This is a genomic window from Serratia sp. CY52157, assembly GCF_052168495.1.
In the GTDB taxonomy this organism is placed as follows: domain Bacteria; phylum Pseudomonadota; class Gammaproteobacteria; order Enterobacterales; family Enterobacteriaceae; genus Serratia; species Serratia ureilytica.
In genome coordinates this window covers 1,575,671-1,587,841 of record NZ_JBJNMO010000001.1, presented here as the reverse complement: position 1 = coordinate 1,587,841, position 12,171 = coordinate 1,575,671, and the positions used below count along the sequence as shown (strand labels likewise).

Annotated in this window: 8 protein-coding genes; 3 read left to right on the top strand and 5 right to left on the bottom strand. The window is 56.7% G+C overall.

Going from position 1 to position 12,171, the window contains the following annotated elements; genetic code table 11:
- Positions 1 to 89 precede the first annotated feature (89 nt).
- The 3 genes from ACJ8IP_RS07540 to ACJ8IP_RS07530 all read right to left on the bottom strand — a co-directional run bounded on the left by ACJ8IP_RS07540 (position 90) and on the right by ACJ8IP_RS07530 (position 4,442).
- A complete protein-coding gene (locus ACJ8IP_RS07540; protein WP_273974244.1) occupies positions 90 to 2,429 on the bottom strand; it encodes a membrane-bound PQQ-dependent dehydrogenase, glucose/quinate/shikimate family in 2,340 nt (779 codons plus the stop codon).
- A gap of 456 nt (positions 2,430 to 2,885) precedes the next feature.
- A complete protein-coding gene (locus tag ACJ8IP_RS07535) occupies positions 2,886 to 3,059 on the bottom strand; it encodes a hypothetical protein (protein WP_154219870.1) in 174 nt (57 codons plus the stop codon).
- A gap of 495 nt (positions 3,060 to 3,554) precedes the next feature.
- Complete coding sequence (locus ACJ8IP_RS07530; protein WP_442524352.1) at positions 3,555 to 4,442, bottom strand: helix-turn-helix domain-containing protein; 888 nt, start codon at positions 4,440 to 4,442, stop codon at positions 3,555 to 3,557.
- 697 nt (positions 4,443 to 5,139) lie between these two features.
- Here ACJ8IP_RS07530 and ACJ8IP_RS07525 point away from each other — a divergent pair.
- On the top strand, positions 5,140 to 5,988 hold the full coding sequence (locus tag ACJ8IP_RS07525; protein ID WP_273974242.1) for a helix-turn-helix domain-containing protein: 849 nt from the start codon (positions 5,140 to 5,142) through the stop codon (positions 5,986 to 5,988).
- Between the two features lie 717 nt (positions 5,989 to 6,705).
- Here ACJ8IP_RS07525 and ACJ8IP_RS07520 read toward each other — a convergent pair.
- Complete coding sequence (locus ACJ8IP_RS07520) at positions 6,706 to 8,625, bottom strand: sigma-54-dependent Fis family transcriptional regulator (RefSeq protein WP_273974241.1); 1,920 nt, start codon at positions 8,623 to 8,625, stop codon at positions 6,706 to 6,708.
- Between the two features lie 280 nt (positions 8,626 to 8,905).
- On the opposite strand from ACJ8IP_RS07520, the gene ssuD reads away from it, so the two are divergent.
- On the top strand, positions 8,906 to 10,078 hold the full coding sequence (gene ssuD, locus ACJ8IP_RS07515; protein WP_089191985.1) for an FMNH2-dependent alkanesulfonate monooxygenase: 1,173 nt from the start codon (positions 8,906 to 8,908) through the stop codon (positions 10,076 to 10,078).
- Positions 10,078 to 11,457, top strand: a complete 1,380-nt coding sequence (locus ACJ8IP_RS07510; RefSeq protein ID WP_089191984.1) for an FAD/NAD(P)-binding protein — start codon at positions 10,078 to 10,080, stop codon at positions 11,455 to 11,457. The genes ssuD and ACJ8IP_RS07510 overlap by 1 nt, the downstream gene beginning before the upstream one ends.
- A 28-nt stretch (positions 11,458 to 11,485) precedes the next feature.
- Here the strand turns inward: ACJ8IP_RS07510 and ACJ8IP_RS07505 are convergent, their stop codons facing one another.
- Complete coding sequence (locus ACJ8IP_RS07505) at positions 11,486 to 12,121, bottom strand: flavodoxin family protein (RefSeq protein WP_042784975.1); 636 nt, start codon at positions 12,119 to 12,121, stop codon at positions 11,486 to 11,488.
- Between the last annotated feature and the right edge of the window lie 50 nt (positions 12,122 to 12,171).

Sequence of the window (12,171 nt, the reverse complement as noted above, 5' to 3'; positions counted from 1 at the left end):
GCCGCTGTCGATAAAGAAAGCGCAGTTGAGCAAGGCCGGTCTTCGCCCCCGCTTGCCTGTGTGATGGCGCAGGCAAACGGGGCAAAGGGTTAAGGCAGCGCAAACGCCATCACGTAATCGCCGGTTTCTGACGAATGCGCGGCGCCGCCGACCACAATAACGATGTATTGCTTGCCGGTTTTAGGCGAAACGTAGCTCATCGGCGTCGCGCTCGCGCCGACCGGCAGCGCATATTTCCAGACTTCTTTGCCGGTGCTGCTGTTATAGGCGCGCAGATAATAGTCCTGGAAGCCGGCGAAGAAGACCAGGCCGCCGGCGGTCGTCATGGTGCCCGCGTAGGTGGGCATGCCAACCGGCATCGGCAGGTGCGATCTGATGCCCAGCGGCCCCATTTTTTCGGCGGTGCCGGCCGGTATCTGCCAGGCGATCTTTTTGTTTTTGTAATCGACGGCGGTGATCGTGCCGTAAGGGGGTTGGTTGCAAGGCACTTCGAGCGGCGACATCCACATCAACGTGATCATGCCGTATGGCGTGCCGATCATGGGGGAAGGCCCGTGGCCATCGATCACTTTTTGCGGGTACTGCTTCGCGACGCGTTCATAGCTGTCGCGCGCCACTAACCAAAACACATTCGGGATGCGCACATCGTTCATGTAAGCCATATGGTTCACAGGATCAATCGACATGCTCCCCCAGTTGAGTCCGCCTAAATTGCCGGGCTGCTCGAGCGTTGGGCGGGTGCCGATCGGGGTCATGTCGCCCTGGTAATTCATCTGTTTGAACAGGATGCGGCAGGCCATCTGGTCAAACAGGGTGGTGCCCCACATTTTTTCTTCGGTCAGGCGTTCGGCACCAATGGTCGGCATGCCGACGGAGAACGGCTGGGTTGGCGAGAGGCGCTCTTCCTCTGCGGCGCCTTGCGTCGGCACGGCTTTCTCTTCAACCTGCGCCAACGGTTTGCCGGTCTCCCGGTTCAGGTAGAAAATCTGCCCGCGTTTGGTGCCGAGCAAAAGGGCGGGCACCGGGCGATGTTGCTCATCAAAACCGTCCACCAGCGCGGGTTGGGACGCGAGGTCATAATCCCAAATGTCGTGATGCGTGGTTTGGAATTTCCAGCGCTCACGGCCTGTTTCAATATCAATGGCGACCAGGGCAGAGTTGTACGCATCCGAATTTTCCGGGCGATTCATGCCGTAATAGTCGGGCGTTGCATTGCCAAGCGGCGCATACAACAAGCCTAATTTGTCGTCATAGGCGGCGGTGGTCCACATATTCGGCGTGCCGCGCGTATAGGTGCTTCCGGCCGGCGGAGCCTTGGTGATGCCCGGGTTGCCTAAGTCCCACGCCCAGTCCAACTCGCCGGTTTTGGCGTCGAACGCCCTGATGACGCCGGAAGGCTCGCCTTTCATTACGTTATCGATAACCCAGCCGCCGACGATAATCTTCCCTCTGGCGATGGTCGGCGCCGAGGTTTGGAAGTAATAACCCGGTTTGACTTCCCCCATATGCTGGCCGAGATTCACCTCACCGTTTTGACCGAAGGCGGGGCATTTCTGGCCCGTTTTGGCATCCAGCGCAATGAGGCGGGCATCGATCGTGGTGTGAACGATCGTTTTCTCGCACAGAGCGCCTGGCGCAACCTCCTCATTTTTGTAGTAGCCAAGCCCGCGGCAGCGTTGCCAAACGGGGGAGGTGGAATGCGAGTCAAATTTCCAGCGCGCTTTACCCGTATCGGCATCGATAGCGGTGATAAGACCGTTGGGCGTGCAGCTATACACCACATCATCAATCGCGAGCGGGGTATTTTGGTCCACGCCCGGCCGGAAATCGCCGGTGCGATACACCCAGGCGAGTTTCAGATCTTTGACGGTTGAACGGTTCACCTGATTGAACGGCGCGTAGCGCGTTCCTTCCGTCGTGCGGCCATAGGCGCTCCAATCGGCAGGCACATTGTCGCTTTTGCTCTCGATAAACGTCACGTCGCCAGCAGGGGTAATTTCGCCATGGGGAAAGAAGGCGCCGATAAAGAAAGCGACAAAGGCCACGGATAATGCCGAACCGGCGATGTAAGCCTGCTTTCGACTCTTGGCGCCGTGCAGGTACGAGGGAAGTAAAAACGCGGCGATAATAGAGAGGCCGGCGGGCACCAGCAGACGAGGGAACAATGCCCAGTAGTTAAGCCCCGATTCCCAAAGCGCCCACAGCACCGTCATCAAAAACAGCAGGCCGGTTAAGTAACAAGCCGATTTGCTGCGCTTGAGGACCAGCACTGCGGCGGCGATGTAGCCTATCCCGGTAATGGCATAGTAGAACGATCCGCCGAGGGCGATCAGCCAAATTCCCCCCACGGTTAACGCGACGCCAGAAAAAACCAGCAAGCAAAAGAACGTGATTATTGCGGCTCTCTTACCAAACGATGTTCTAATCATATGTTTTCCTTTGACTTTAAAATCCACATTGGATCACCATCCCATCGCTGCCAACGCGTAAAATGCCGGCGCGAAAGGCAAGGCATGTCCCGCCTTGAGACTTTTTATTCTTTAACGCTTTAGGGGCATTGAGTTGTCGTTTTGATATCCATTTCAACAGTGGCCATTGCGGCTTGGATCAGTCGCCAGACCAAGATAAGGGGTTTTTATTGGGCGATGACAGAACGCGCGCGATAAAAATAACCATCAACATTTTTATTTAATACCGGGTTGTAACCGTCTCGCAGAGATACGGTTTTGGGTGCGCTGGGCAATCCGATATTTTATTGCAGTGATAAGCGCATTGAATGAAAGAGCCTCTCTGGACTAATTATTTAGAGTGATGATGAATGCGAAATTGCTTTTAATCACGAGGTTGCGTAGAGGTTTATCCTGCGTTGAGTTCAGGGTGAAACGTCATTCTTTATCAAGCCGGTGTCGATAGAAACGGCGAAAAAAATGATTTAATGCCATTCTTTCCCCATCGACATAGACAATATAACCTTTCCCGCGTTCGCCGACGGTGACTTTTTCAACATTAACATTAGGATAGTGTTTTTTTAGGTTTTTAGACCATACTTGAATACTCATAATTCTATTTTCCTGACGCACTTTATTCTTGTTTAAGGCATATTGATAGCACCCGTAAAAATAAGTCTCGTAGAAATAAAATATCGTCACTACCTGGGGATGTCTACAAGCGTGCGGGCGGGATAAAGCGAAAAATGCCGGTTGCGCTCAGGCGGGGTATTTAGCGCAAATGTAATAAAAACAATAAGTTACCCAATCGGCCGCACAAAAAGCAAATGTGGGTAACATATTGATATTTAAGGTTTTGGTACGTAAGTCATATCGAAGTCAACGCTTAACGGATAAGCGGTGATTCCTTGTGGGGGCGAGAAGAACTCATCTTGGCGCGATCTTCAGGGCGATATCGATGTGTTTTCCAATTAGATAAGTCTTAAAGTTGGCGCTTTGCAGCGAGTGGGTAATGAGTGGTTTTGAGCCTAATTTCATCATAACTCTTTATTGTTTAATATAAATCATTACCCTTTTTAATAAATAGCAACGCCGATAGTGACAGGGTTACCGCGCTGGCCCTGGCGCTACCTCTTTCTCTCTGTGCTTGATAGGGAAGACAATGGGGATATAGGTCTTCATCTCTATTCTATCGCCGCCTTTGGGGGTGATAATTTCAATGAGAAAGCGATCGATCATGCCAACTTTATTTATCGGGAATGATTTGGTGTAGATACTTTGCGTGAATTTTTGCGCCTCATCGCTTGCGCCGTCAAAACAGAACTCTGCATAAAGTTGCATGTCTTTTTTTCCCTGGGCGTCGGCCAGAGAGGCAAGCACGCTGCCAAGACAGTCTTCTTCAGAAATATAGAGGGTCTTCAAATAGATGCTGACGTAATTTTCTTTCTTGATGCTCGCGCCAAAATTGAAAAAGTTAATCACGCCGCTATCCGTTTTTTTCATGTTATCAATTGCCGCCAATCGCAGCGCGGAAACCGCAGGATGGAAGTGATCTATCTCTGCATCAACGCCATCCCCTGAATCGTCGAAAAATTTTGGCAGGTGCACATAGCGATGCTCGGGAATGCCGTCGAGAAACAGCAATGGGATGGCGGAGGACACGTCCCACGATTTACTTTTGCGATACTGCATCGGCGAGGTTCTGAATTGCTTGCGAAACGCCCGTTCAAAGGATTGATATGACTGAAAGTTCAGCGCTTTAACGATATCGGAAATAGAGAGGTTCGTCGCTTTCAACATAAATGCGGCGCGAATGAGTTTTCTGCCCCTCACATAGCTCCCGAAAGTCATCCCTGTTTCATCTTTAAACGCTTTTTGGATATGCCCGCGTGAATATCCGCTTTTTTCTGACAGCATCTCAACGGTGAGCTTCTCATTGAACCCACTTTCTTCCACCCAGGCGAGCAGCTCCTCAATGACTTTGGTTATAAACATGCAGGAGCTCCCTTTTAGTTATCTGCCTAATGGTTGCGTTGGGTAAAATAACGCGTTATCGGTATTCAGCGATAAGTCCCCAATTTATCCGTTCTTTTAGGAAATATCCTGAGTATAGAACGCTTGCAATATTAACGCGGTAAATTAAAAAAAATGTACTTAAAAGTGTCATTTACCAAATAGCAGCGTATGGCGAAGAAGGAGAAAGTGCAGGGATACATTTTAAGTGTATTAATTTATTGATTTTTATAAATTTGCATGAATGAATCAAGGTAGTGGGAGCACATTTTTTGCTCATTGATAGATAAAAACTCTATATGGCTGTCAATTTATTGACAGTAACATCTTTTCGAATCGAAATAATTAACTATTCTATGTTTAAGAGTGGGTGGTTAAGCGGCAAATAGGCCAGGCAGGGGATTGCGCAATTAAATAATGGTTAATCCAAGGGGGTATCAAGGATAATGACATTCAGGGAGGAGTATGAGGGGGGTATTTTCACGAAAAATAGCGTTTGCTATTTATCTTCTGGCTGTGGCCTGCGTTTTTTGAGGCAGAATAAACGCTGAGCGTTGTTCTGTCTTGGCGTCCGTGGTTTATCAGCGTTTTTCCACACGACTTCTTTGTGAATCTCATCTTGTGCGAGAGGTGAATCGGCATCTTTCGCCCTGGAAATGATTTCAGTGCAACGTGATGCGTGGATATATTTGAACGGATATGGGAATGCCATTCTTCGAAAGAAAGCAAGCCGGACAGCTTTTGGTTCCGCAAGAAGAGAGATGCATTCAATAATAAAAATAGCAAGATGACAGGCTTTACTATGGATTGTTCTAACAAGTTCAGACGCAATATTTTAGATGAGATAATCGCTATCATTGAAAAAGCCATTGATACACAAATCCATGTATCAATAAGGGCGCTATCCATTAAGTCAGGGTATTCCATCGGGCATTTACAGCGGATGTTCTATTTGTATGAAGGGATGAAGATAGGGACCTATATCAGAAAGCGCAGACTAAGCCGCGCGACGTTATTGCTGAAATGTACCGATATGAAGATCTATGAAATCGCGTTGCTCTCCGGATTTAGTTCTCAGCAATCATTTAGCCGTGCGTTTTCAAATCAATTCGGTTGCCCGCCAAGAACATTCAGAACCCTGCGCGATTGGCCTTTTCTCAATTATCAACCGATTATTGGCTTCGATAAAGAGCCTTTCCCCAGCAGCATCGTGTACTTGAATCTGCATGAGTATTACGAGAATAAAAGGATCGTGCAACTGCTTTCGCCGGTAATCAGCCGGGGGCAGATGAAGGTAAACGTAAAGAATCCAATAACCTGTAGCCTGTACAACGCATCGGCAAAGTACATTGCGATCAGACGCAATGAAAAAAAGATGAGCGAAAACGAGTTCATCCTATCGCTCTATGAGGGGGTGTTGGCTTCCCTGGATATCTTCATCACGCAAAGCGTAATCTTTAAAATTCACGATCACTGCCCCGGTGAAAAGGAAAATGTCAGCATGTGGTATTTCATCCCGATAAAATGAGCTCTGTTTATCGCGCGCGGCAGCAGGTTGCCTGATCACAACGGAAAGCTTGGGTTATGCCATCGATATTTTGATGGCGCCCTCCCGTCAACGCCCCATAAGCCTGTTGCCGCCAACGGAACGGTTGGTGAAGAAGAAAAAAAACCGACCGCGAGGGTCGGTAAGCATGGGGTATTCAATAGGTATGACAACACTACAATTAAATAATAGCGCGCGTTGAGGTTTTGTCTTTACCGAAAAGTGTTATCTCACGGAACAATAGACTCGGCATGCGCGCATCCTCTTTGGCAATAAGACGTGGGGCCTGCGACGCGCAGGCGTCATGAAATGAAGATAAAAAAAGCCGGCGATTAACGCCGGCCAATGAAACATCGACAATCTCTCTGAGATGCACGGCCCTACACGGGAAATAAGGCCATGCAGTTGCTATGTAATCCTACCTGGCGCGCTTTTTTTTACCAAAAAACGATATTTTTGGCAGGGAAGCGGGGAAATAAAAAAGCCGGTCGTGACGACCGGCGAATGCGAAAATAACAGGGTAACGTTAATTGAAAGTGCACATAAAATGATAGCGAATTAATCCTAGCACTGACATCGGCGGTATATTTTACCTAAAAATGTCTTTGCGGCATTGGCATTACCGCCCGGCTCCGACGGCGGAATGAGTTTGTGCGCAGAGGAGAAAGGGCGGCCGATGCTACGCCCTCCGAAGCCAGGCTAAGATCCCAGCGGCCAAACCGCCTCGCGCACGGCGATCGCTTTGGGCAACAGCCCCAGGGCGTAGAAGCGGTCGGCGATGCTTTGCTGCTGGCGGATCACCTGCAAATCCATGGCGCGGATCTCGTGGCTGCGGCGCGACAGCGCGAGTTCCAGCGAGGCGCTCGCCAGCCCCAGTTCGTCGGAAAGGTGACGAGCGGCTTCTCTCGGCTGCGCGGCAATGTAGCGGCCGGTGTGCTGCAATGCTTGCATCAGCGGCTGCAACAGATCGCCCGAGCGCTCGGCGAACTCGCGGCGCGCCAGATAGAATTGCTGATTGAGCACCCGTTGGGTGCCGTCGGCGATCACGCGCAGTTCCCCGCTGCGCTGCGCGTCGCTGAGCAGCGGATCCCACATCATCCAGGCGTCCACCGCCTGCAGGTCGGTCGCCGACAGCGGATACTTCGGCGGCGCATAGACGATGCGCACATCGTTCAACGTCAGTCCCTGTTCGTCCAACATCTGCAGCAATAAATAGTGCACGTTAGAGCCTTTGTTGAGCGCGATGCGTTTGCCGCGCAGATCGGCGGCGCTGCGTATCGGGCTGTCTTGCGGCACCACCATCGCCACGCTTTGCGGCGCCGGCGGCTCAAACCCGACATACACCAGCGCGTTGCCCTGCGCCTGCGCGAAGATCGGCGGCACTTCGCCGGTGGTGCCGAAGTCTATCTCATCGCCGTCGAGCGCGTGCAGCAGCTGCGGCCCGGCGGGAAACTCGCTCCACAGTACGCTGATGCGCTGTGCGGCGAAGTGCTGTTCCAGGCTTTGCCGCGCCTTGAGCACGCCGAGGTTGCCAAATTTTTGATAGCCGATGCGCAGTTCGCGTTCGGGCAGCGGCGCTGCTCTGATGGCCGGCGAATGCGCGGGCGCGCGGGCGCTGCGGCGGCGCGGTTTGATCAGGCCAAGATGCGCCAAATGGGTGCGCAGGGTATTGCGGCTGACGCCGAGCAAGGCCGCCGCCTGCAGCTGGTTGCCGCCGCTGCGTTCGAAGGCGTTGCGCACCAGCGCATCCAGCACCCGTTGGTAGAGCTGGGTACTGTCGCCTTGTAACTGCTGCTGCACGAAGCGATCGATGGCGTCGTCACCGCCGCCGCCGTGATCCGTCAGGCGTTGCGTGAGCCGCAGTTGCTGCGGGGCGATCGGCCCCTCCTGGCTCAGCAAGACCGCATTATGCAGCGTGTTCTCCAGCTCGCGCACGTTGCCGGGCCAGGGGTAGTCCAGCAGCGCCTGCTGCGCCTCCACCGTCAACTGCAGCGGCGGCCGTCCCAGCCGGTGGGCGTACAGCGCAAGAAAGTGTCTGGTCAGCGCCGGAATGTCCTCCGGCCGCTGGCGCAACGGGGGTAAGGTCACCGCCGCGACGTTCAGCCGGTAATAGAGATCTTCGCGGAAGCGCCGTTGGCGGATTGCGCCGGCCAGATCGACGTGGGTGGCGGCGATGACCCGCACATCGATCTTCAGCGGTTTGCGCGAACCGACGCGGGTGATTTCTCGTTCCTGCAACACGCGCAGCAGCTTGACCTGCAGCGACAGGTTGAGTTCGCCGATCTCGTCCAGCAGCAGGGTGCCGCCTTCCGCCGCTTCGAACCAGCCCTGATGGGTGCCGACGGCGCCGGTGAAGGCGCCTTTCTCATGGCCGAACAATTCGGCTTCCGCCAGGCTTTCCGTCAGCGCGCCGCAGTTGACCGCCAAAAAAGGGCGATGGCGGCGCGCGCTGTGGTGGTGCAGATAGCGCGCCACCACCTCTTTGCCGGTGCCGGTTTCGCCGACGATCAGTACGGTGGCATCGGTGGGGGCCAGCCGATCGAGCACGCTTTGCAGAGCGAGCGACGCCGGATCGATCAGCACCGGTTTGTCGGCGGCGAACGGTTGGGGATCGTACATGGGCGTCTCCTGGCTGACGGCGAAGGGGGAAAAAAATCTTATCCCAACCCATGAGCGGCCGCGAGAGGGTAAAAGGCGCACGGTGCTGCATTGGCAACAGCTTTTCGCCGCCGCCTGCTGCCAATGCAGCAGCGTTTGGGCGGTGATATCTTTTCAACGTATTGATATATATTGATTTTTAAAATCCGCCACTGTGGCATGCATCCTGCTTTTCGTTTTATAACCAAGCAAGATTTTTCTATCGATAAATATTGAGAATAGTTATATAGGAAAAGCATAAATGACTGAGTCAGCGAAAGAACGCATCAACGTTTTCTGGTTTCTGCCGACCCACGGCGATGGCCGCTATCTGGGCACGGCGCAGGGCGGGCGCCCGGTAGACTTGCCTTACTTGCAGCAAGTGGCGCTGGCCGCCGATAACCTCGGCTATTACGGCGTGCTGATCCCAACCGGTAAAAGCTGCGAGGATTCCTGGTTGGTGGCGGCGGCGCTGGCACCGCTCACCCGTCGGTTGCGCTATCTGGTGGCGGTGCGCCCCGGCCTGCAGCCGCCGAGCCTGGCGGCGCGCATGGCCGCGACGCTGGACCGGTTGTCGGACGGGCGCCTGCTGATCAACGTGGTGACCGGCGGCGATCCGGTGGAAAACAAAGGGGATGGCATCTTCCTCAGCCATGCCGAACGCTACGAGGTGACACAGGAATTTCTCACGGTGTATCAACGGCTGCTGCAAGGGGAGAAGGTGGATTTCAGCGGTAAGCATATTCGCGTCGAAGGCGCCGAGTTGCTGTTCCCGCCGGTGCAGGAAAACGGCCCGCCGCTCTATTTCGGCGGCTCCTCGCCGGAAGCGATCGACATCGCCGCCGGGCAGATCGACACCTACCTGACCTGGGGCGAGCCGCTGGCTCAGGTGGCGGAAAAGCTGGCGGCGGTGCGCCAGCGCGCCGAGCGGCAGGGACGTAAACTCAGCTACGGCATTCGCCTGCACGTTATCGTGCGCGAAACCGAAGACGAAGCCTGGGCGGCGGCTGAGCGCCTGATCGCGCATCTGGATGACGACACCATCGCGGCGGCGCAGCAGATCTTTGCGCGCATGGACTCCACCGGCCAGCGCCGCATGAGCGAGCTGCATGGCGGCTCGCGCGAGAGTCTGCGCATCGGCCCCAACCTGTGGGCCGGCGTCGGCCTGGTGCGCGGCGGCGCCGGCACCGCGTTGGTGGGCAATCCGCAGCAGGTGGCGGCGCGCATACGCGAGTATCAGGCGCTGGGCATCGACAATTTCATCCTTTCCGGCTATCCGCATCTGGAAGAGGCCCACCGCTTCGCCGAACTGGTGATGCCGCTGTTGCCGCTGGCGCAGCCGGCCCATCAGACGGCCCGCACGATCAATACCGGCCCGTTCGGCGAAACCATCGGCGGCGATCGTCGTCCCGGCCCGGTACAGCGGGAGGGCTGATGGCGAAGCGTGCCCATATTATCGTTATCGGCGGCGGTTTCACCGGCGCGGCGCTGGCGATCCAGCTGGCGCGCGGAGCGGTGGATGTCACGGTGATCGAACCGCGCGCGGCGCCGGGCTATGGCGTGGCCTACTCGACCACTGAACCGACCCACCGCATCAACGTCCCGGCCGATCGGATGCAGCTGGCGGATGAGCCGGCGGGGGATTTTGACCGCTGGTATCGCCTGGGCGGCGGATTGGTGGCCGATCCACAGGCGTTGTGGCGCGACGGTAAAGCCTATCCGCAGCGCGGCGCCTTCGGCCGCTATGTCGAGGAACGTTTCCATCAGGCGGCGCAGTCGGGCCGGGCCCGCTTGCGGCACCTGCGCGATCGGGCGCTGCACCTGCAGCCGCAGGCGCAGGGCGCGACCGTCATCACCGCCGGCGGCGAACGGCTGTGGGGCGACTATGTGGTGTTGGCGACCAGCCATCCGCCGCCCGCGCTGCCGCGGCAGATCGCCCCGGAGCTGGCGCGCGATGCGCGTCTGATCGCCAATCCCTGGGCGGCGGAGGCGCTGGACGAAGTTGAACCCGGTGAGGCGTTGGCGATCGTCGGCACTGGGCTGACGATGGCCGATACGGTGGCGGCGTTGCACCGCCGCGGGCATCGCGGGCCGATTACCGCCTTCTCTCGTCACGGCCTGCTGCCGCGCCCCAATGCCGAAGGGGAGTACCCGACATGGTCGTTTGCCCCGTCCGCCGGACTGCGCGCTGGGGTGCGGCAGGTGCGCCTTGAGGTGGCGCGCGCCGCTCGGCAACGGGTGCCGTGGCAGGCGGTGTTGGACGCGGTGCGCGCCCAGGGGCAGCGCCTGTGGCAAGCGTTGACGCCGACCGAACAGCAGCGCTTTCTGCGGCATTTGCGCGCCTATTGGGACGTGCATCGCTATCGCCTTGCGCCGCAGGTGAGCACGTTGCTGGCGGAGCAACAGGCGGCGGGCACGCTGCAGGTATTGGCCGCTCGTTTGCGGCGGGCGGAGCGAACGCCGCAGGGCGTAAGGTTGACGATTTTGCCGCGCCAAGGCGCAGAGCGGGCGCTGCAGGCGCAGCGGCTGCTGATCACCACGGGCCCGGCCCATGCCGGGCTGATCGCCGCCAGCCCCTTGCTCCGTTCACTGGCGGAGCAGGGGGCGCTGCGCGCCGATCCGCTGGGGCTGGGGCTGTGGGTCAATGCCGACAGCCAGGCGATCGGCGGCGACGGCCTGGCCAACCCGCGCCTGCTGGTGGCCGGCCCGGCGGCGCGCGGCCGCTTTGGCGAACTGATGGGGCTGCCGCAGGTGGCGGAACACGCCGAAAGCGTCGCGCGTCATCTGCTGGCGGCGATCGCCGCCGGAGGGTGACAGTGCGATTTGCCGGCAGGCTCAAGCGTCAGTCCGCCCACACCTGCGTGCTGCGCGGGCTGTCCATCTGATAATCCGAATAGGGGCGGGTGAAGAACTCGCGCCCCAACTCGCGGGCGGCCCGCAGCGGGTTGCGCGGATCGCGGGCGATCTCGCCGCGCTGGTTGCCGGCGCCGTGCACCAGCCCAACGAAGGCGGAATGGGTGTAACGGCTGAACTCCTGGATCTGATGCACGATGCCCAACGCCGCGCCGGGGTAGGTCTCTTCCGACGCCACCGCCAGCCCGATGCGCTTGCCGCTCATGCGTTGGTGCACGTCCGCCGCCTGAGGGTAGGCATTGGAATAGAAGCTGAATGAGCGATCGAAAAAGGCCTTGGTTTGCGCCGACATGCCGTACCAGTAAATCGGCGTGCAAAATACCGCGCCGTCGGCCGGCAGGAAGTGCTCCAGGAACAACTCGGCGTAGCGATCGGCCGGCGGAGGCGTATGGCGTTCATCGCTCAGAAAACCGCTCAGGTAATCGTCGAGAAAATGCAGGCTGGCGACGGTGCCGGCTTCGGCGGCGCCCGCCATGATCGCCTGTGCCAGCGTGGCGCTGTTGCCGTCGCGGCGCGGGCTGCCGACCAGCACCGCCAAACGCTTGGGTTGATGAGTTGCATTCATGTCATATTCCTCTGTGTGAAATGAATTCAGCCTTACTCTAGAAACAAATC

Excerpts from the sequence above, each read along its gene's own strand:
- ACJ8IP_RS07540 (WP_273974244.1), bottom strand. The coding sequence starts at position 2,429 with ATGATTAGAACATCGTTTGGTAAGAGAGCCGCAATAATCACGTTCTTT.
- ACJ8IP_RS07535 (WP_154219870.1), bottom strand. The coding sequence starts at position 3,059 with ATGAGTATTCAAGTATGGTCTAAAAACCTAAAAAAACACTATCCTAAT.
- ACJ8IP_RS07530 (WP_442524352.1), bottom strand. The coding sequence starts at position 4,442 with ATGTTTATAACCAAAGTCATTGAGGAGCTGCTCGCCTGGGTGGAAGAA.
- ACJ8IP_RS07520 (WP_273974241.1), bottom strand. The coding sequence starts at position 8,625 with ATGTACGATCCCCAACCGTTCGCCGCCGACAAACCGGTGCTGATCGAT.
- ssuD (WP_089191985.1), top strand. The coding sequence starts at position 8,906 with ATGACTGAGTCAGCGAAAGAACGCATCAACGTTTTCTGGTTTCTGCCG.
- ACJ8IP_RS07510 (WP_089191984.1), top strand. The coding sequence starts at position 10,078 with ATGGCGAAGCGTGCCCATATTATCGTTATCGGCGGCGGTTTCACCGGC.
- ACJ8IP_RS07505 (WP_042784975.1), bottom strand. The coding sequence starts at position 12,121 with ATGAATGCAACTCATCAACCCAAGCGTTTGGCGGTGCTGGTCGGCAGC.